This is a genomic window from Symmachiella macrocystis (assembly GCF_007860075.1).
GTDB classification, from domain to species: Bacteria; Planctomycetota; Planctomycetia; order Planctomycetales; family Planctomycetaceae; genus Symmachiella; species Symmachiella macrocystis.
The window spans coordinates 2,858,656-2,879,771 of sequence record NZ_SJPP01000001.1 but is presented as its reverse complement, the minus strand read 5'-3'; the positions used below and the strand labels follow the sequence as shown (position 1 = coordinate 2,879,771).

The window sequence follows — 21,116 nt, the reverse complement described above, 5'->3', positions numbered from 1 at the left end:
TGAATGCCTGCCGGAGTTAGGAAATAATCCGTGGTTCTCGGCGGGGGACGTAGCCGACTTCGCTGATCTTGATCCCAAATTTCTCACCGATTTTGACCGCTTCACCACGGGCATACATCTGGTTGCTCACCATCAGTTCCAGCAGATCCTCGCACGGCTTGTCGAACGAGACGATGGTTCCGGGACAGAGATGCAATAGCTCGTCGATTTCAATTCGTCGCTCAGCCAGTTTCACAATCACGGGAACATTGATGCCACGAATGCGTGCCAACGGATCGACCGGCGGCGGCGCCTTGGGTGAACTGGCGGCCGCAGCGACGGGTGCCTCGACAGCGGTCTCAGCTACTTTCTCATTGGCTGGTTCGGCACTGGCCGATGCAGTGGCAGCGGCGGGAAGCGGCCATACGATCCATAAACCACTTTGGTCCTCATCGACAGTGACCGGCAATATCGTCGCGGAAGTCTCTGAGCCGGGCTGCGCCATGGCCGTGAGTAGATTTGCATGCGCAGTCGTTGTGAATTCTTCGCATTCAATATCGGGCGGCAGCAGATTCATCGACCATTCCATGGCCAATGTATCCAACCGCGCGCTCTGGCTGTCTCCAGGTTCGGTGTACCACTCGGGAAGCGGCAGAGATGCGGGAATGGCGCACACCAACGATTCATCGCCCACGCGGCAACAAACCAGCAATCCCGGTCCGGCAAGTTCGGAGGGGGCATAGTCGCTCATCCAATCCGCTGGCTCGCCGACAGTTAATGTCTGCTGGCTGTCAAAGCATTGATTGAGCGACTCGGCAATTGCGGCACTGTTTTCGCTGCAAATGCTGACAATAGCCTCAACGTTGGTCGATGAGAAATCGGCCATGGTCCCCCTTTATCTCGAAACCGCGTCCTAACCAGTGATGTCGACGCGCGCACTCCCGGTGTCTTGAAGTGTTATCGGCGCCAACAGATCCGGAGCTTTTGGTAAAGCCGTTGCAATCGCTGCAAATTCCCATGTGAAGGGATCACGACTTCATTCCGCCATAATCTTCCACTGATAGCGAAAAACGCGAGCGTGCTGTCCCAAATCGCCGGGCAGGAAGAAAAGCTGGTCGCCCCTTATGGCCAACCCCTCACGGGTGAGGGTCAGTTCGGTCCCCTCAGGACGGGGCAGGCGGGCAGAGGCGATCATTGTTCGCTTGGGGATATCCAAGATAGCCACCACCGCGGGGGATATTGCCGGATCGCGGTCGCGATTTTTGTCGATCCCACCGGCAAGGATTTGATGGTTGTCGAGTCCCTTCCAGTCTTGGACTGCCATGGCCCAAGTTTTATCGTCGCTGACTAATTCCTGGCGGGGAATGGTTTCCACCACCCTACCATCCATTCGCCAACGATAGACGAGCTTCGTATCCCAATTGGCTCCGTACAATTCGCGGGATAGAGAATCACAGGCGATGGCCCCGATGTGATCATCGCTGGTGAAGGCCACTTTACTCACTGTGGCAGATAATCGTTTGTCCGGTTGATGGGGGAACCTTAGTACTACAGTGCGGCTCTGGGGCCGACTGGCGGAGATAGGAATCCAAAACTCCCGACCGTCGAAATCGAAGCCGCCGGGATGATCTAAACGCAATGCATCGGCTGGGTTCTTTTGCTTTGGGGTTATATCAACGAATTCGACTGTTTTCAAATCCTTGCGATCAAATCGCAACAACAATGCGCGGCGCGGCGGTGTTTCCAAACGACCAGTGACGTAGTAGTGCCGCTGTGTGACGAATAATCCTTGCGTATGAATCCGCGCCGGCTTTCCATCGATGTCAAAATTCGGCAATGCCTCGACGGCTTCATACTCCAGCGTCAGCGATTGCGCTGTGGCGAGCGAGACAGACCAACCGTTCTGCATCGCCATCGCGATCACTACGATTCCCAACCAACGTTTCATCACAACTCCCCCAGCGCTATATGACCAACGGCGGGTAAAAAGACAGCCACTTCTCTCCGTCCATCCTAACAAAAAAGCCGCCCCCGGGATGCGGGGACGGCCGAATGCCAAATATCAAATTGTCGTCAGGTGGTTTCAAGCAACCGCTTGACGTTGCTTACGACGACGCATGCCATAACCGGCCAATCCGACCATGCCGATGCCGAGCAGCACCATGCTGGACGGTTCGGGAGTGACGACCACTTGCGCTGTCGTCTGAGCTAGCGATCCTCCATTGGCGTCCAGAACCGACAGACGGAAATCGTAAATTCCATCGGCAAAAGGATCGAACGGGATTGGCGCCCAGCCGAGGTTTTGCGAGTTCTGCACGACGTTGTAGAGGTTCAGATTAGCGTTGTCGATGACGCCGCCGCCGTTTCCAGTGGCGTTGGTGCCGACCGCATTATCTGTCCACGCAGAGAAGACATCAAAAGGCCCCAAGAAACTTACGCCAGCAGAGGGATCGACGTCGATCTCCAGCATCACCTGCACGTCAGCCAGGGTCAAACCGCTTGTACCGTCCCAATCGACATTTGCCGAAAATTCGTAATTCCACGTTGCTGCAGTTCCGGAAGAAATTCCAGGAGTGGCCTGATAAACGCCTCCGCTGTTCGGAAGCACAGGTCCAAACCGCTGCTTGCCACGCAAACCAACTTCCACTCCATTGGACTGGCTAATCGTCCAGCCGCCGTTTGGATTACCGCTGCCAAAAATCACATCGGGCGTTACGTTTCCAGCCTGTGCCGATGTCGTCAGCAAGGCGACTACGGCAAGAACCGCGAATCCGTTTACAAGTCTCTTCATAGGGGTATCTCTCCTCAACATTCCATGGTTTAAGTGGGCAGGACGAAATCAAAATCCAAGGTGGCCCGCATGGAAATTCGCTGTATTGAAGCTGGGCCGATTTTCGTCGGTAGCTGGAGCGCAATTTGATTGCATCAAATGTGTTTGGCCCATTCTGAAGCCTCGCAGAGGGAATTACAAGCAGAATCACCCAATTCAGTACAATCCCTACAATTAACTGCTCTTAACATTCCTGAAAGAGCGGTAGAGCGAGATTGTCCAGGCGCAGCGGGCTACTGATTCAGCCCGAATTCCTTGATTTTGCGGTAGAGCGTCCGCTCACCGATCCCCAGGATGCGGGCTGCTTCCTCACGTTTGCCCTCGGTCAACAAGAGGGTCTTTTCGATGTAATACCGCTCGATGTCTGAGAGCGACTTGCCTACCAGAGCATCGTGGCCATCGAATCCTAGAATCGGCTCATCACCCGCACGCGGCGGGGGCGCAATCTCTTCGGGCAAATCGTCGACATCCAACAATCCATCCATATCGACGACCACCATCCGTTCGATGACATTTCGCAATTGGCGGATATTGCCCGGCCAGTCATAGGCCATCAGCGCTTGTCGGGCCGATTTGGACATATGTTCGACCTCGCGCCCATGTCGTGCCGTCATCTCTTTGATGAAATGCTCGATCAATAACGGGATGTCTCCCCGGCGTTCCCGTAGCGGCGGCAGATTGATTTTGACCACATCCAGGCGATAGTACAGGTCCTTGCGAAACTTTTTATCTTCGACCATCTGCGCCAAATCGGCATTGGTGGCGGCCACCAAACGGACGTTCACTTTAATTGGCTCGTTGGCGCCGACGCGATTGATCTGTCCGTCCTCTAAGACGCGGAGCAATTTGATCTGAGTCGACATGGGCATTTCGCCGACTTCGTCGAGAAACAGAGTTCCGCCGTTGGCGTATTCAAATTGTCCGATCCGCCGCCGTTCCGCACCGGTGAACGAGCCTTTTTCATGGCCAAACAATTCGCTTTCGAGAATACCTTCGGACAGTGCCGAGATATTCAGCGGTACGAACGGCTTGTTTTTGCGGCGACTGTTTTGGTGAATCGCCTTGGCCACCAGTTCCTTGCCGGTTCCATTTTCTCCCAAGATCAACACCGAACTATCGGTCGGGGCGAGTTGCTGCAGTTGCGTGATGATCTTCAGCATTTGCGGCGTGTTGCCGACCACCCCTTCGAAGCCGAATTTTTCGTCGAGTTGTCGTTTGAGCTGCGTATTGTAGCGGGCCAATTTGAGGCGTGACGAAGCCTTTTCGACTGCCGCTCGCAGTTCAGAAATGTCGAGCGGTTTGGTGAGGTACGTATAGGCTCCGTGTTGCATGGCCGTGACGGCGGAGTTGATCGAACCGTGGCCAGTGAGCAGGATCACCTCAGCGTCGGGGAGTTCCTCCTTGGCTTTGGCCAGAATCGCTAACCCGTCCATGTCGTCCATCTTGAGGTCGGTGACGACGACATCGAATGTATCACTCTCAATCAGGGCAGCTCCCCGTACGCCCGAAGCAGCGACGGTGCAATCGTAGTCGACCCGTTCTAAACTTTCGGCGACCGCCTGCGCGTGCGGTTCATCGTCGTCGATAATCAGCACGTGGATCTGAATCGCCGAAAGGTCGATGGAATTGTCTTGGGAGTCCGCCATGGACAGTCAGCTTTTTAATGGGGGTATGGCGCCGGGCGTGTCTAGATCGTCTTCTGACGTCGAAATCGCGGGCCTGACGTGTTTCAACATGAAAGCTAAGAGTAGACGTTCCGATGGAAATGATCAATCCGCGGCGGGCAAAGCGATTGTGAAACGTGTCCCGCGCCCCGGTTCGCTATCGACGGCTATGCGGCCGCGGTGAGCTTGAACAATCTTGCGGGCGGTGGGCAGTCCCAGTCCGCTGCCGCCGGATTTGGTGGAGTAGAACACTTGAAACATCTTTTCCACCGTCGCGGGACTCATGCCAACGCCGTTATCAATCAAATCCAACAGCACTTCTCCGTCGCGTGCATAGGTTTGTAATTCCAGCAGTCCGCCTTCGGGCATGGCTTGTTGCGCGTTTAAGGCGAAATTCATCAGGACTTGCCGAAACAGCGCGCGATCGAGGCGGACGTGGGGAATATTGCTTTGAAAGTGCGGACTGATTTCCACGTTTTGTTCAGCGGCTTCGGCTTTGTAGAATTCAACGAATTCGCTGATCACTTCATTCAAATCAGCCGGGGCCAAGTCGATTTCGCCCATGCGGGCAAAATTGAGGAATTCTTCCAAGATGGACTGCAGGTGCTGGCATTCGCGCTGTACGGTCTCCACTTTCCGCAACATACGGTGACCGTTGGCGACTTCGCTTTCCACGATATCTTCTTGCAACAACTCAAGGCTCAGCAAGATGGTCGAGAGCGGATTTTTGATTTCGTGCGCCAATCCGCCGGCGAGCGCAGCGATCTCCTCGTATTGGTCAAGCAACCGCTGCTGTTCGGCTGCGTTCATGGATTCGGCGGCCATCCGGATCACCCACTTTCCGCTGGAACGCGCAAAAGGAAACGAGGCTGCGATGCGAGTCGCAGCCTCGTGAAATTCTTAACTATCTATCACGACGCAAAGTTAGGACTCGTCCGATTCGGCCTTTTCGTCGGATTCACCCATTTCGACCATGGCAGCTTTGCGAGAGAGTTTGACACGGTTTTGGTCGTCAACGGCAATGACCTTCACGTGCATCTTGTCCCCTTCTTTGCACACCTCGCCAACCGATTTCACATAACCATCGGATAGTTCGCTGATGTGGCAAAGGCCATCTTTTCCGGGAGCGATTTCGACAAATGCGCCGAAGTCCTTCACGGAGCTGACGGTTCCGCTATAGATCTTGCCGACCTTGATCTCTTCGGTCAAAGCTTCGATACGCGCCAGGGCGTCCTCGACTTGTGATCCGCCGGCACCGGCGATAGTGACCGTGCCGTCTTCACCCACATCCAAGGTCGTGCCAGTTTCCTCTTGAATGGCACGAATCGTCTTGCCGCCTGGTCCGATCAACAACCCGATCTTGGACGGGTCGATCGAGGTTTGCAGCAATTGCGGCGCGAAGCTTGAGATCGCTTCCCGCGGACGGCGAATCGCACTCAGGATCGATCGCAGCAAATCCAATCGTGCGACTTTGGCTTGATCCAACGTTTCGCGAATGATTTTTTCGCTGATCCCGTCGATCTTGAGGTCCAATTGGATACCGGTGATCCCTTTTTGGGTTCCAGCAATTTTGAAGTCCATATCGCCGAAGTGGTCTTCGTTCCCAATGATGTCGGTCAGAATGACGTATTCGTCACCCTCTTTGACCAAACCAATGGAAATTCCGGCCACCGGTTGGCTGATCGGCACACCGGCGTCCATCAGGCTCAATGTGGCGGCACAAACCGTCGCCATCGAGCTACTCCCGTTGGACTCGGTGATGTCGGAAATCACCCGCATGGTATAGGGGAAGTTTTCGGAACTGGGCAACACCGGTTTGACCGATCGTTCGGCCAAGGCACCATGTCCGATTTCCCGGCGTCCGGGTCCGCGAATCGGGCGGCACTCACCGACCGAATACGACGGGAAATTGTAATCGAGCATGAACCGTTTGCCGTAGTCGTCAAACAATCCATCGACCCGTTGTTCATCACGCGTCGTTCCCAAGGTAACCGTGGAGACCGATTGGGTTTCGCCACGAGTAAACAGGGCCGAACCGTGGACGCGGGGCAGGATCTCTACTTCGCAAGATACGGCACGCAAGTCGGTCGGTCCACGACCATCGAGCCGTTTGCCGCCAAGCGTCATTTCCCGAATCGCCCGGGCTTCGACGTCGTGGAACGCCTTTTTCAAATCGCCGATCGTCGCGCCGTCGGCAGTCGCTTCGACACCTTCGGGGAAGAACTCTTCCATCAGTTCGTCGCGAACAGCCTTCGTGGCGTCGGCTTGGGCGTGTTTGCCCGAGACTTCCTTAGCGGCCCGGATTTTATCCAGCGCTTTTTCGGTGACGATAGCATCGAAGGGATTTGCGGGCGGAGCCTCGTATTCGACTGGCGAATTCCCAACCTTTTCGATGAGTTCGAGTTGAATTTCGCACAGCGTTTTGATGTGCTTGTGAGCAAACAGGATCGCTTCGGACATGCGCTCTTCGTCCATCTGGGCAGCAAACCCTTCGATCATCAACACCGAGTCTTTCGAGCCGGAAACGATCAAGTCCAGGTCGCTAATATCCAGTTGCTCCTGCGTCGGCAGGACGGCGAATTCGCCATCGACGTGGGCGACGCGGACGGCAGCAATCGGCCCTTGGAAGGGCACCGGAGCGATGCACAACGCGGCACTGGCACCCAGCATGGCCAGGATGTCCGGGTCGTTTTCATGGTCGAACGCCAAGACGTTGGCCATGACTTGTACTTCTTCGTGGTACCCTTTGGGGAACAAGGGGCGAATCGGACGGTCGATCAAGCGGCTGGTGAGGATTTCCCGTGTCGTGGGCCGTCCTTCGCGCTTGAGGAACCCGCCGGGGAATTTACCGGCTGCCGCCATGCGCTCACGGTAATCGCAAGTCAACGGGAAAAAGTCGATTCCCGGTCGTGGGGGACCGGATTGGGCGGCCACAAGGACGACCGTCTCTCCATATTGCACCAACACACAACCGTCAGCCTGCTTGGCAATTTCGCCAGTTGTGATACTGAGTTTTCTGCCTGCAAATTCGCGTTCGACGACAACTTTCACTGCTATTCACCTCACCCGGCCCAGCCGGTACCTAACGACACAAATTTCCGCTGATGCAACCACTTTTGACGGGTTGCACCGGTAATCCAACACAAAAGCCAACACATCTCTTCCTGACCAACCCAATTGATACCGCGTGGCTCGCAATACATTGGGGTGGGTGTATTTCGCGTATGGCTGCCAAGCGTCGAATCGCATGGGCAACCAAACGGCGGAGACGAGTGCACTCCAGTTTTGATAACTGGAACTCGCCTATCTCAAACAGCATTGCCGCCGGATCATGGTTCCGCGCAGCCGGAAACCGCGCGGCGTTCCGGACGGAACCTTTATTTACGAATCGACAATTTCCCGATGATGTCGACGTATTTCTGCTGATTCTTCCCTTTGAGGTAATCCAACAGTCCCCGTCGACGGCTGACTAGCATCAACAAACCGCGCCGACTGGCGTGATCCTTGGGATGCGTCCGCAAGTGCGAGGTCAACTCATTGATCCGTTCGGTCAATACGGCGATTTGTACTTCCGGCGAACCGGTATCTCCGTCTGAACGAGCGTACTCTTTAATCAATTCCGACTTACGATCCTTGGTAATCGACATCCAATAATTCCTAGTTTTCCCGTAACAGCATAGTGAGGACGGGTGCCCAAGTTGCGGGGTCAGGCAGCCCGTTTCCAGCATTTGGAAGTGAAGTTCCGGCCCCGGTAAAATTCGGGGTCGAAGAATTGCTTTAACTCTATCAATGCTGAGGGAATATGCAACGGTAAATCCAACCCCGCCAGCGCGACGCATCAAGTTTCAACCGGTCCGTCGTCCACCCTCGACGACTGCGAAACCAGCGAGTTGCCGCGCTGCCTTCCCGGCACAATACATCACACTTAAACAACTACCCAAAAAAGACTTACAGCAAACAACCCACTCTATCACATGCTCATCGTCGTCTGGAAATTGCTCCACTTCGATGTGCTGGAAGGCATTCAGAACCGGAGAACCTGTGGCAAAGTCGCCAATTTGACTCTCCCGTACATCCGGGTCATCGCTGGGGAGGTTTTAGGCGAAGGGTGCGGGTTAGCTGTGGTCTTCTACAGTTACGACTCGAGCAGCACCGATACGATTAGTGTTATCCAAACGAAACCTACGACACGACCGCGACGCACGTGTCTACACGGAACGTTCTGAAACCCAGAAAAATGATCGGTGGGAATCTTCCATGACGGACCAACACGATTGCCAAAAACACCTTGCTGAAATCAAAGCTCTCCGCGAAGAATTGATGCAAGCGCAAAAGATGAGTTCCGTCGGCGCACTCGCCTCTTCGGTGACGCATGAATTCAACAACATTCTCACCACCGTCATCAATTACGCCAAAATGGGCTTGCGGCATAAGAACGAAGAGACACGCGAGAAAGCATTCAACAAGATTCTGGCTGCCGGGCAGCGCGCCAGCAAAATCACGACCGGCATGCTCTCCTACGCTCGCAACGGCAGTGATCGCCGGGAAGCGATGGATCTTGTAGAACTCGTACAAGATGTGTTGGTGTTGGTGGAAAAAGACCTGCAGAATCATCGCGTACGCATGCAGACGCATGTCGAAGGCCAACCGGTCGCCGAAGTGAATGCCAGCCAGATTCAGCAAGTCTTGTTGAACATGATCATCAATGCCCGCCAAGCGATGGACGGCGGAGGACGTTTGGATATTGGTATCCGGGCGAATCCGGAGTCAAATTGTGCCGAAATCTCGATCCGCGACTCGGGACAGGGAATCCCCGCCGATCAGCTGCGAAAGATCTTCGACCAGTTTTATACTACCAAGACCGCCGACGAGCAGGGACAAGGCGGCACGGGATTGGGCTTGGCGCTGGCTCGCGACGTCATCGAGGCACACAACGGCCGCTTGCGAGTCGATTCGGCTGTCGGCAAAGGGACGACGTTTACCTTGAAATTCCCCTTGGCCCAGGCGAGCGACGTCAAAAAACCCACCAACATCTACCGTGGTCCCGCTGCGACTTCAAAATCGTAACGCAGCCCAAGTTGGCCGGGTTTTCTTAGCCACAGATGGAACACAGATGAAACACGGATTTTCGGGTATGACTCCCGAGAATCCCAAACCGACCGCTTGCGGTGGCATTGTGCGCTCCGTGCCGGGACGACGCTCTTCGCGAATCGTGCTTGGGGCCCCTGGTGTGGATCCGACTCTTGTGGTGCTTCCCCGTGATTTCTCTTGACGGCGGCCTATGCGGGCGTGTAGCTTTGTACTACAAAGCAAAAATGATCGCCACTTGAGGGTTGTCCCCGCTATGGAACTCCAGGAAGCACTGGTTCAGATATCCGAGATCCGCCAACAGATGGCGCGGGCGGAGGTGTTTCGCGGTTTTCGCGCGCTTCCCGTTGCCTGCTCCGGCGGACTGGCGATTGCCGCAGCCGTTGCGCAGGCCAGTTGGATCGAGAATCCGCTGGCTCAATCGACACCCTATCTCAGCTTGTGGATCGGAGTGGCGGCGATCAGCCTGGGGGCGCAAGCGATCGAGATGTGGATGCGTTCCCGCACATCGCAATCCGCTTATTCCAAAAGCATTATGCTATTGGCGGCGGAGCAATTCTTTCCCAGTGTGATCGCCGGAGCGCTGCTGACGTTTGTTTTGGTCAATTTCGCTGAAGAAACGATTTGGATGCTGCCCGGTTTGTGGCAAATGCTAATTGGACTGGGAATGTTCGCCACTTATCGCTTGTTGCCCAAAGCTGTGTTTTGGGTGGCTGCATTTTATGTGATTAGCGGCATTGTGTGTTTGGCCGTGGCACGGGGCGAAATGGCGCTCTCGCCGTGGGCGATGGGTCTGCCATTCGGATTGGGCCAATTGGCGACCGCTGCTGTCTTGTATTGGACGTTGGAACGAAACGATGACGAAGCCCTCAAAATCTGAAGCCGCCGCCGAGAACGGACGTTTCGCCTACAACGGTTTGGAACGCGTGATCCACGAACGCGCCCGGTTGAGCATTATGACCTCGCTCGTTGCGCATCCGCACGGCTTGCTGTTCTCGGACTTGAAGGATTTCTGCGCACTGACCGACGGCAACCTGAGCCGACACATCGACGTCCTCAAAGAAGCTGGGTTGATCGAAGTCTGGAAGGGACTGAAGAACAACCGCCCGCAAACGCTCTGCCGACTGTCGGATGTGGGACGCGAACGGTTTACGGAATATATCAACGTGCTGGAGAACGTAGTCTCCGACGCCGTCAATTCCGAAGCCGCCGAGCGTGCGGCGGATAAGACCATCACTGAAGGCTGGTCGCCGGTGTGATCGCCGGCATCAATGGTGAAAGTTTGAACCGGCTACCTTCGCGGTGTGTTCCGGTTGCGATTGAAAATGCTCCACCGCCCGCCGTAGATCGACCAGCAGCATGTTGGCCATATCGCGGGTGAAGCCTTCTTTACAAACTGCGCGTAGCACGGCCAAGTCATCGCGGTTTTTGGGGAACGTGTAAGCCGGGAGCAGCCAGCCTCGTTCTCGCATTTTGTCGGAAATGTCGAACACGGAAAAATTGTTTCCCGGTTTGACGGCGAAAGCGAACACGGGAATATCGCTGCCGTCGGAAATCAATTCAAACGGGCCGATCTTGGCGATTTCTCCTGAGAGAAACATAGCGACTTCCCGCGAGGCTTCGTGAATCTGCCGGTAACCTTCTTGGCCTAGTCGCAGAAAGTTGTAGTACTGCGCGACGACCTGATTGCCTGGCCGAGAGAAATTGAGCGCGAAGTTTGGTAGATCGCCTCCCAGATAGTTGCAGTGGAATACCAGATCGTCGGGCAACTCCGCCTGGTCCCGCCAAATGATCCAACCCACGCCGGGATAGACCAGTCCGAATTTGTGTCCCGAGGTGTTGATCGATTTTACCAATGGAAGACGGAAATCCCACTCCAGGTCCGGCTGTAAAAAAGGCGCGACCATGCCGCCGCTGGCACCGTCGACATGAATTGGGACCTCCCAACCGGTGTCGGCATTCAATTTTTCTAGAGCGTCGTTGACCTCTTTCACGTTTTCATAACGACCGTCGAACGTGCTGCCCATGATGACGACGACGCCGATTGTGTTTTCGTCGACCAGCTTGAGAGCTTCCTCAGCGTTGAGGCAGTAGCGATCCCCTTCCATCGGCACGAAGCGTGGTTCGATCTCCCAGTACCGGCAGAATTTTTCCCAGCAGACCTGCACGTTGATGCCCATCACCATGTTCGGTTTATCGTGCGGCTTGCCTTGGGCTTTGCGGCGGTCGCGCCATTTCCATTTCAGCGCCATCCCGCCCAACATGGCGGCTTCGCTGGAGCCGATCGTGGAACAACCGGTGGAGGTCGCCTCTTTGGGGGCATTCCACAAGCGGGAGAGAATATTCACGCACCGCAGTTCAATCTCGGCGGTTTGCGGATATTCGTCTTTGTCGATCATATTCTTATCGAACGTTTCGGCCATCAGCTTGGCCGCTTGCGGTTCCATCCAAGTTGTGACGAACGTTGCCAGATTCAGCCGCGAATTCCCGTCGAGCATCAATTCGTCGTGAATCAGGTTGTAGACGGTCTCAGGGGGTAACTCTCCGGCGGGCATTTCGTACTTGGGCACAGGTTCGTTGACCGCGCGTCCCCCATAAGCCGGGGTGAGCATCGTATCGGCCGGATTCAATTCGCTGAGGTCGACTTTTTTATGCATAATGCTTTTGCCTTGAAATCTATTTTAGTGGTACACGTTATCGTGTAAGTGTTGGTGGCTATCAGCTCGACGGTCATTGTGCGCCGTCGATGCAAGCTTGGCAACTAGCTTTCTTTTTGACCGGGCCATCGGCACAATGACCGGCAATCGAATTTCACGCAAGGTGAGATGTATGGAATCGAACAACGATGCAAGGTGGACCTCTTCTCCGGTACGGTTATGTTCATTGACCGATGGAGTCTACGCGATTGTCTTGACGTTGCTTGTGCTGGACCTGAAGCCGCCGCAGGATGCCAACCTCTCGAACGACGCGTTGATGGATGACGTCTTACAGCAGTTCCCCACCTTCTTGGCGTATATTGCCAGTTTCACCGTGGTGGCTCAAATCTGGCAGCGGCACCACCGGTTGTTCACGCATCAGCGCGAGTGCGACTTAACAATCGTCAGCCTGAATTTCTTGCACATTTTTTTGGTGACACTAATTCCGTATACAGCTTCGCTGGTCGGACATTACGACAATGATCGTTTTGCGGTCATCTTGTTCAATGTCGACTTGGCCACAGGCGGAGGCTCGTTGGTGCTCATTGCCCGCCGCATGGCCAGCCGGCCCGATTTGCGCGAACCGGGAAAACCGCCCCCCTTGCTGAAGTATCCTTGGGCAGCACGACACGTTTATGGAATATCCGGTGCGCTGTCGGTGCTGATTTCTTTTATCAGTTTGCACTTCTCGCTGCTGGTGTGGATTTTCGGAGCGGTGATCATGGTCAAAGCCAAACGGCAATGACCCAATAAATTTGTTGCCACGGGAATTGCAGCGGGTATGATGAACCGCTGCTGCCGTCCACCTTTCTGCTTATCCTGGAGCGACTCAAGATGAAGACCTGCCCTTTTTGTGCTGAAGAGATTCAAGAGGCGGCGGTCAAATGCCGGTATTGCAACTCGGACTTGACCGGTGCGCCGGCGGCGCAGGGAGATGCTGCCTATGCCTCCAGTGATCCTCCGCGAAAATCGTCTACTTCGACAGCATGGATTTTAGTCGCTGTATTGGGCGGTGGCGCATTACTGGTCGTTCCCTGCATGATCGCCTTATTACTGCCGGCGGTTCAGCAAGCGCGTGAAGCAGCGCGGCGGACGCAGTGCCGGAATAACCTAAAACAGATTGGCTTGGCGCTGCACAACTATCACGATGTTTGGGGCTCGTTTCCACCCGCTTATATCGCTGACGAAACCGGCCGTCCCATGCACAGTTGGCGGGTGTTGATCCTGCCGTACCTGGACCAACAAGCGCTGTACGATCAATACGATTTCGACGAACCGTGGGACGGCCCCAACAACAGCCGTTTGTTAGGGAACCGCCCACCCGTTTACGCATGTCCTAGCAGTGACGTGGACGCGACCTCGACATATTACGCGGCGATTGCGGGGGAGACATGCGTCTTTGCCGGCGCGGAGCCGATCGCTATTAGGGACATCGTTGACGGCACGAGTAACACGAGCATGATTGGCGAAGTCTCCGGCATGGGGATTCCCTGGATGGAGCCGCGGGACGTGGACTTTGACACGTATACGAATATCGGCGACCCGGCGGGGTTTAGCAGCGACCATACTGGGGGCGCTTTCTTTTTGTTTGCCGATGGCAGTGTGCAGTTCCTGTCCGAAGAGACAGACCCGGACGTGGCGCGGTCGCTGTTCACGCATGCGGGGGGAGAAATGCCACCGGTGTTCTAGGAACGGATGAATGGACAGGCAATCGATCGATAAGCGGGGTTTCACAAAACTCGAATTGCTCGTGGTGGTTGTGATCATCATCGTGCTGATTCTGCTGTTGCTCCCAGCGGTACAGCCGAGTGGTCACGGCATTCGCCCCATGATTCGGAATCAACTCAAGCTGATCGGTTTGGCATTACATTACTATCACGACGACTATGGAGCGTTTCCCCCTGCTTATGTCGCGGATGAAAACGGACGCCGGCTGCACAGTTGGCGGGTGCTCATTCTCCCTTATCTTGGGGAACAGCAGGCGCAAGAATTGTATGAGCAATACGATTTCTCCGAACCCTGGAACGGCCCGAACAACGTTAAACTGGTGACGCAACGGCCAAACATTTATGGCTATCCGGGTCAAAAGGGGGATGCCACCGTGACGGCGTTTGCCGCCATCGTCGGGAAACCGTGCGTATTTCGGGGGACGGAACCGGTGGCGATCAAGGACATCCGGGACGGCACGTCAAACACCCTCATTGTCGGCGAGGCCGTTGGGGCGGGGATTCCGTGGACCAAGCCGCAGGACGTGGAATTTGATCAATTCACACATTGGGGCGACCCAACTGGGTTCAGCAGTGACTTTGTAGCCAGCGGAGCCTATGCGCTATTTGCCGATGGATCTGTGCAGTCAATTAGCAGCGACGAATTCAACGAGAAGACGACGCGGGCGCTGTTTACACGTGCGGGTGGAGATTGACATGGTTTATTACGAAGGCGAAGGCATAGCTATTCCCCGCAATGAGACGTCCGACTCACGGCCCTTTGTCAGGCGTGTAATAGTATACGGCATTCTTGCTGGCGCGCTATTTGTTTTCTTTCTGTTCATGATGCCCTCGGTCGGTCCGCATCGCGAAGCGGCTCGCAGGACGGCCTGCCGCAACAATCTCAAACAGATTGGCCTAGCGCTGCACAACTACCACGATGTCTACGGCATGTTTCCGCCGGCGTATGTTTCGAACGGCCAAGGACAACCGATGCACAGTTGGCGGGTGTTGATTTTGCCGTATGTCGACGATTCAAAAGACCGAGCCATCTACGATCAATATCACTTCGACGAGCCGTGGGACGGTCCGCACAATCTCGGCCTGTTGGAGAAAACGCCACAGCTGTATCGTTGCCCCAGCCATAAGGACGCGGAAGCGGGGACGACCGACTACGCAGCTGTGGTGGGCGATGCGTGCGTGATGCGGGGAACCGTGCCAGTCACAATCCGTGAAATCACCGACGGGACGAGCAATACGATTGTTCTTGGGGAATCGAGCGGTTCGCGCATTCGTTGGACCGAGCCGCGGGATGTGAGCTTGGGTACGTTCAAGCACATTGGCGATGTCGATGGTTTTAGTAGCGAACACGATGGTATGCAAGGCGGCGCATTTACGCTGCTCGCTGATGGAAGCGTGCATTTTGTAAGCGAGGAAATGCCTGCAGAGAGCGTGAAAAAGCTGTTTACACTCGCCGGTGGGGAAGAGATGCCGCCGTATTAGGAGTTCCGTATGGACCGTTCCAGTGACTCTGCCAAGCCGAAGCGCCGACGGTGGGTCTACTGGAGCCTCGGCGTTGCCGTGATATTTGGTTTTTTGGCGTGGCGTGTGGTTTCGTGGGGCATGCATGGGACCGAAGCAACTTGGAACCGCGGCATGCTCAAACAAATCGGGCTGGCGCTACACACTTATCATGATGAATATGGTCGCTTTCCGCCGGCTTATGTCACCGACAAAGACGGCAAACCGATGCATAGTTGGCGGGTGTTGATCCTGCCTTATATGGATCAAGACGCACTGTACAAAGCCTATGATTTCTCGGAACCATGGGACGGGCCTCACAATATCCGCTTGCTGGAAAAACGGCCCGTGACCTATGGCGGGAACTTTTTTGATGGCGATAAAACAAAAACGCATTTTGCCGCGATTGTCGGCGATCCTTGCGTTTTTCGTGGTGCGGTGCCGGTGAGCCTTAACGAAGTAACCGACGGCGCTCCTTATACATTAATCATCGGGGAGGCTGTAGGAGCGGGGATTCCCTGGAGCGAGCCGCGTGATATTGATTTCGAAAAATTCACCCGCTTTGGCGACCCTGAAGGCTTCAGTGGCTTCGACAACATTGCCGTTACGTCATTACGTGCCGATGGAGCGGTATTTCGGATTATTGTTGACCAAATTGATGGCGATGCACGTGCTTGGTTCACGCGCGCCGGAGGTGAAGAGATTCCGCGAACTGAATGACTCGAAGCGGAGCTTCGGGAAATTGCGTTCCCAAACGGAGTTTGGGAACGAGGGGACAACCAGTTGTTATTCCAGGTTGGCCAAGGGGCGCAGGCCGAGTGAGCGGCGATAGCTGTCGCGGAGGGTTTCCACGCCGAGCTTTTCGGCAATCTCTCTCCAACGCGTGGCGACCGTTTTGAGCGTTTCTTCGGCGGACTCTGGATTGGACAAGCATGTGGTCAAGCCTGTGGTCAGGGCGGCGCGAAATTGTTCGCGGCCGATGACCGGTAAGGCTGCCACGAAGGCTTTGTTGTCGAGGCTGCCAGCCACTTCGCCCAAATAACTGCCACCTTCGGCAGCGCTCATGTCTTCGGGCAGCCACAGATCGGGATAGGACGTCTGCGATGTGCGACAGACCGTGCGCGTGTCCGGGGGAAAGGTGGTTGCCATTTGTTCCAGCGAAGTGAGGAACTTGAACAGATTCCAAGCCGCAGCGGTTTCCAACTCAGAACTGCGGGCAGAGACGACGGCGGTCATGCCACCGAATCCGGAGAGCGTGACGTAGTTGACGCCTTCGTTCGCACCGGGCTCCCAAACGTCTTTTGAGCGACGGTAGACTTCGGCCGAACCGGGCAAGCGTAAGAAGCCGATTCTGATGTCAGCGGCGCGGGGTTGCGGGGTGACGGTTTCTGAATCGCGGGGATTCGCCGGCACCAAGACCGGTAACGGATTTTCAAAGCCGGTTTCAAACGTAATTGCCATTGCCGCCCGTCCGGCGAAGAATTCGCGGCGACAATCGTAGGTGTCATAGGTCATTACCTCGGGCGGCATCGCTTGGACGGCTTTGAGGCTGTCCTTGAGCGCGCGCTGAAATCCAGGGCCGTCGATTTGGGGCTCGCCGCTGCGGATATCGAAAAAAGTGGTGTATTCGTCGGGATGTTTTACATAAGAGACGGCCCGTGCGAGGTACATCGTGGAGCGGAATTCTTCGCTCCACGGCTCAATGACCGGCAATCCCCCCGCCCAAGCATCGACCGTCTCGGCGAGTTTTTGGTATTCCTCCCAGGTTCGAGGAGGAGACAGGTTAGCAGCGGCCAAAAGGTCTTCGCGGTAATAGCAGGTCAACACCGGGCAGGAAATCGGCACTGTCGCCGGGCCGCCGTAACGAGCGCCGATTGTATCGCGCAGCCCTTTGAACAGGTCGTTCCAGTTTAGTTGATTGGGTTTGCGGAGTTGCTCGGTGATCACCGGAAACCATCCCGCATCCCCGAGATCTGAAATTCCGGTTACGGGAAACAGAATTAGGTCGGCGGAGTCGGCGTTTCCACCATAGGCGTCGATTAAGGACTGATCACCATCCAGCGAGCGCGGCTTGAGAACGACTTCGGCTCCGGTCCGCTTTTGCCATTCGGCCAAGGCCAATTCCCAATTCTGTTCCAAGCCCAGCCCAGCGGGAAAGGAGACGGTCACTTGGGTTCCGGCAAAGGGATTGGTTTCGACGACTGGTTTGTCGTCTTCACAACCGACACAGCTGAACACGATGAACAGACACAACGTGGACCAAGAAGCAAGCGGGAATCGCATGCGTTCGCTTTCTCCAACGGGGATCGATAAGACAGGAACATCACGAGAGAAGAATAACTTACTGCAGAGTGTAATTGCCCGACACGCTCGTTCCTAGTGCAGCCTTCATTCTTAACAGCCAGGCTGTGTTACTTTCCAGGAGCGTTACTTTCCAGGAGCACAAACCCCCTGGGGTTCGTGCGGAATCTGCAAAATCCCGGCCGATGTCTTCGAGTGGTTCCATCACTACTGCTGTCCGCAAATTAACCGCAAATCAGCCGCTGGTTCGCATGCCGGCAGCAATGCCTTTGATTGTGAGCCGCATGAGATGCCGCAATTTTTCTTCACCCTCGGTATGCTCCTGTAACTGGGGGTTCTGCAAACGCCGCAACAAATCAACTTGGATCAAATTCAACGGGTCGATGAATTGGTTGCGGAGCTTGATCGACTCCTGCAGCCACTGAATTCCGTCGAGCAATTTTTCGTTGCCCGAGATGGCAAGCACCGCGTCGCGCGACCGAGCGTACTCTTCGGCGATCATATCTCCCACCTCAGACGATCCAGAGGCATCGTCGGTCAAATCGGCATACTGTTTGGAGATTTCCAAATCCGTCTTGCTCAGCGCCAATTCGGCGTTATCGATCGTGGCGCGGAAAAATGGCCATTCTTGATACATGGAACGCAATTGCTCCAAAGCGGCGGGATCGGCCAGTGACTCTTGAATCGCGGCGCCGAGCCCATACCAAGCGGGGACCAAACAGCGCGATTGCGTCCAGGAGAAGACCCAGGGAATGGCTCGCAGATCGCTGAGACTGCTTCCTCCCCGACGGCGGGACGGTCGCGACCCGATGAGCAACCGTTCGATTTCAGAAATCGGGGTGCACCGCCGGAAGAAATCGACAAAATTGGGATGCCTGACGAGTTCGAGATAAGCCTTAAACGATGCCTCGGAAAGTTGACGCATCGATTCAAACCACTCCTCAGGAATGTCGGCCGGGGGCATTCCCGCCGCCAAGAGCGAAGACCAGACGACCTGCTCCATATGGCGGTGAGCAATATTGGGATCATCGTAACGATCGGCCAAGACCTCTCCCTGTTCGGTCAGCCGCATCGCTCCGTGGAATGTTTGTGGTGGCAACGACAAGATGCTGCGCGCCGCCGGACCACCACCGCGTCCCAACGATCCCCCGCGACCGTGGAAGAACGTCAACTGCACCCCTTCGCGCGAGGCGATTTGGTAGAGCTGTTGCTGCGCGCGATACAGCGACCAACAGGCAGCCAAATAACCGCCGTCTTTGGTGCTGTCGGAGTAGCCCAACATAATGATCTGACGATCCTGTTGGCTCCGCACATGTTCCCGATAACAGGGAATTTCCAGCATGATTGCAAAGATGGCTGAAGCTTGCCGCAAGTCGTCAATGGTTTCGAACAACGGAATGATCGGCAGCGGCGGGATTCGGTCGGGTTTGACAAAGGGGAATTCCGAATCCGCATGCTCCCACAACCACAAGACATTGAGGATGTCACTCGGCACGTGGCACATGCTGATCACGTATCCCCCCAAAGCCTGTGCGCCGAATGCAACTTTGACCCGCTTGAGCAATTGAAACAACGACAACGTTTCCCGCGTTTCGTCGGACAGGCCTTCGGTTGAAAACGAGAGTGGCTGGGTTAATGTTTTGGACAGCAGTTCTTGCCGATCGGTTTCGGAGAGCGTCTCGGCGTTTTCGCAAACTCCCGTATATTGCAGCAATTCGTTCACCACGTCCCCATTGCGCCGCGAATCTTGACGCACATCGAGCCGTGCCAAATGGAAGCCGAACACATTGATTTTGTCGATCCACTCAGAGATTTCTTCGGCGATCAATTCGTTGCCGGGGGTAGAGAGCAAAGCCCGATAGATGACCGAAACGTCCTCAGCCAACTCTTGCGGAGTGGCATAAGCGCCGTCGACAAAGAAATCGTCGAGCCCTACGTTTTGAGTTTGCTCCAGACGACGCAGAATCACAGCCAGGTTCCGCCGCAAGATTTCATCCGGCGGGATTTCGCGCAAGATGCCTTGCAAGTGCGGCCAGCGTTCAAGCGCTGCTGTCAGCGCGTCATCGATCTCGGTCCCGAGTGATACTTGACGTTTGGAAACGCTCAGCGATTCGAAAAGATTCCGGCAGGCGGCGATATGCGCTTCCATGGCGGACTGCCGCAACCAAAGCAGGGTCTGTTCCGTCACCCGATGCGTGACAAATGGATGTCCGTCTCGGTCTCCGCCGATCCAGGAGCCAAAGGTGATGTAGGGATGTTCTCGGAAGGACTCACCGGGATAGACGTCGGACAATCCAGCACGAATTTCTTTGAGAATCTGCGGCACCACTTCCCACAGTACGGGTTGAATGGAAAGGCCGCGCTGGACTTCCTGCAAGACCGTAGGCCGCCAGGGGCGCACAAAATCGGTTTGCCACAATTTGGTGACTTCAGCACGAATGCCGCGACGATTGCGGGCGAGTTCTCCGGGGAGGAGGTCGCTCGTATTGACGTCCAACAAGACACGGATCCGCCGTAGTTTTCGGCGAATAGATCGTCGTTTGGCATCCGTGGGATGTGCAGTGAAAACGAGTTCGATTTCCAACTGATCCAACAACTGCTGCATCTGGTCGGTCGAATTGCCTTCATCCTTCAACTGCAGTAGAGCGTTCTCAATGGATTCGCTGCGCGGTGCGGATTGCGCATTTCGCGCACGGTCGCGCAGCACGCGGACCCGTTGACGGTCTTCGGCGATATTGACTAAGTCCAGAAAAATACTAAACGCGCGGATCACCACTCGCAGTTGCGGTTCCGTCAATGATGAGATCAGAGCTTTGAGCTCTTCATTGGCGTGTTGCTTATGGTTTCGGCGATCTTGCGAAATGCGAACGATGGTTGCGACTTGCTGTAACAACTCAGGGCCGGCGATTTCCTCAATGGTTTGTTCGAGCATTTCGCCCAATTCGGCGATCTCCCGATGCAACGAACTATTGTCTACGTTTTCAAACAGCATATTCTTCCTCAATGGTCTCGACTATGCAGCAGCCGTGGCCGATCAAAACATAATTTGAGTGTATATTTCAGTGAAGTGTGACCTTTGATGCAGGGCACGGCAAGCATATCGCAACAAGTATCCCCAGTCCGGTCTCCCCAGCAAGCGAAGCAGCGACCGGAAATGGCGGTTACTGCAAATAAAGCCGTTCCGAGCGGCTGTGCAGTTGTGACTCGGTCAGCGATGATGCGTGACACATTCTAACGGTTGTGGACGCAGGTTTTCCCCGACAGTATTTTGCTTTCGTGCGTCGCACGTATACAATTCCACTCGACACTTCACACGTGAGCAGACCGAGGA

General features: G+C 55.3%; 18 protein-coding genes. 8 read left to right on the top strand and 10 right to left on the bottom strand.

Annotated elements, in window-relative coordinates; all coding sequences use genetic code 11:
• Positions 1 to 16: 16 nt before the first annotated feature.
• From CA54_RS11045 to rpsO, 7 genes are all read right to left on the bottom strand, one after another.
• Positions 17 to 865 carry a FliM/FliN family flagellar motor C-terminal domain-containing protein gene (locus CA54_RS11045; protein ID WP_146370825.1) on the bottom strand — a complete coding sequence of 283 codons (849 nt, stop codon included), beginning with the start codon at positions 863 to 865 and terminating at the stop codon, positions 17 to 19.
• A gap of 150 nt (positions 866 to 1,015) precedes the next feature.
• On the bottom strand, positions 1,016 to 1,927 hold the full coding sequence (locus tag CA54_RS11040) for a DUF6454 family protein (RefSeq protein WP_146370824.1): 912 nt from the start codon (positions 1,925 to 1,927) through the stop codon (positions 1,016 to 1,018).
• A gap of 135 nt (positions 1,928 to 2,062) precedes the next feature.
• Positions 2,063 to 2,725, bottom strand: a complete 663-nt coding sequence (locus CA54_RS11035) for a PEP-CTERM sorting domain-containing protein (protein WP_197532388.1) — start codon at positions 2,723 to 2,725, stop codon at positions 2,063 to 2,065.
• Between the two features lie 317 nt (positions 2,726 to 3,042).
• Positions 3,043 to 4,455: a sigma-54-dependent transcriptional regulator gene (locus tag CA54_RS11030; RefSeq protein WP_146370822.1), complete on the bottom strand. Its 1,413-nt coding sequence runs from the start codon at positions 4,453 to 4,455 to the stop codon at positions 3,043 to 3,045.
• Positions 4,456 to 4,578: 123 nt separating this feature from the next.
• Positions 4,579 to 5,298, bottom strand: a complete 720-nt coding sequence (locus CA54_RS11025; protein WP_231963034.1) for a sensor histidine kinase — start codon at positions 5,296 to 5,298, stop codon at positions 4,579 to 4,581.
• 99 nt (positions 5,299 to 5,397) lie between these two features.
• The gene (gene pnp, locus CA54_RS11020) at positions 5,398 to 7,524 is read right to left on the bottom strand and encodes a polyribonucleotide nucleotidyltransferase (protein ID WP_146370820.1); all 2,127 of its coding nucleotides are present in this window, start codon (positions 7,522 to 7,524) and stop codon (positions 5,398 to 5,400) included.
• Between the two features lie 326 nt (positions 7,525 to 7,850).
• On the bottom strand, positions 7,851 to 8,120 hold the full coding sequence (gene rpsO, locus CA54_RS11015; protein ID WP_146370819.1) for a 30S ribosomal protein S15: 270 nt from the start codon (positions 8,118 to 8,120) through the stop codon (positions 7,851 to 7,853).
• Positions 8,121 to 8,730: 610 nt separating this feature from the next.
• On the opposite strand from rpsO, the gene CA54_RS11010 reads away from it, so the two are divergent.
• From CA54_RS11010 to CA54_RS11000, 3 genes are all read left to right on the top strand, one after another.
• A complete protein-coding gene (locus tag CA54_RS11010; RefSeq protein ID WP_146370818.1) occupies positions 8,731 to 9,540 on the top strand; it encodes a sensor histidine kinase in 810 nt (269 codons plus the stop codon).
• Positions 9,541 to 9,817: 277 nt separating this feature from the next.
• Entirely contained in the window at positions 9,818 to 10,441 is a 624-nt protein-coding gene (locus tag CA54_RS11005; protein ID WP_146370817.1) for a hypothetical protein, read from the top strand.
• Entirely contained in the window at positions 10,419 to 10,820 is a 402-nt protein-coding gene (locus CA54_RS11000) for a transcriptional regulator (protein ID WP_146370816.1), read from the top strand. Before CA54_RS11005 ends, CA54_RS11000 begins: the two co-directional genes overlap by 23 nt.
• A gap of 9 nt (positions 10,821 to 10,829) precedes the next feature.
• Here CA54_RS11000 and CA54_RS10995 read toward each other — a convergent pair whose 3' ends face one another.
• Complete coding sequence (locus CA54_RS10995; protein WP_146370815.1) at positions 10,830 to 12,221, bottom strand: glutamate decarboxylase; 1,392 nt, start codon at positions 12,219 to 12,221, stop codon at positions 10,830 to 10,832.
• A 169-nt stretch (positions 12,222 to 12,390) separates the two neighbouring features.
• On the opposite strand from CA54_RS10995, the gene CA54_RS10990 reads away from it, so the two are divergent.
• From CA54_RS10990 to CA54_RS10970, 5 genes are all read left to right on the top strand, one after another.
• The gene (locus CA54_RS10990; RefSeq protein WP_197532387.1) at positions 12,391 to 13,002 is read left to right on the top strand and encodes a TMEM175 family protein; all 612 of its coding nucleotides are present in this window, start codon (positions 12,391 to 12,393) and stop codon (positions 13,000 to 13,002) included.
• 89 nt (positions 13,003 to 13,091) lie between these two features.
• On the top strand, positions 13,092 to 13,946 hold the full coding sequence (locus tag CA54_RS29805) for a DUF1559 domain-containing protein (protein WP_146370813.1): 855 nt from the start codon (positions 13,092 to 13,094) through the stop codon (positions 13,944 to 13,946).
• 10 nt (positions 13,947 to 13,956) lie between these two features.
• A complete protein-coding gene (locus CA54_RS10980) occupies positions 13,957 to 14,679 on the top strand; it encodes a DUF1559 family PulG-like putative transporter (protein ID WP_146370812.1) in 723 nt (240 codons plus the stop codon).
• A 1-nt stretch (position 14,680) separates the two neighbouring features.
• Positions 14,681 to 15,466, top strand: a complete 786-nt coding sequence (locus CA54_RS10975) for a DUF1559 domain-containing protein (RefSeq protein ID WP_197532386.1) — start codon at positions 14,681 to 14,683, stop codon at positions 15,464 to 15,466.
• Between the two features lie 9 nt (positions 15,467 to 15,475).
• Entirely contained in the window at positions 15,476 to 16,204 is a 729-nt protein-coding gene (locus CA54_RS10970) for a DUF1559 family PulG-like putative transporter (protein ID WP_146370810.1), read from the top strand.
• A 66-nt stretch (positions 16,205 to 16,270) separates the two neighbouring features.
• Here CA54_RS10970 and CA54_RS10965 read toward each other — a convergent pair whose 3' ends face one another.
• A complete protein-coding gene (locus CA54_RS10965) occupies positions 16,271 to 17,767 on the bottom strand; it encodes an ABC transporter substrate-binding protein (RefSeq protein ID WP_146370809.1) in 1,497 nt (498 codons plus the stop codon).
• Between the two features lie 253 nt (positions 17,768 to 18,020).
• Entirely contained in the window at positions 18,021 to 20,777 is a 2,757-nt protein-coding gene (gene ppc, locus CA54_RS10960) for a phosphoenolpyruvate carboxylase (RefSeq protein WP_146370808.1), read from the bottom strand.
• Between the last annotated feature and the right edge of the window lie 339 nt (positions 20,778 to 21,116).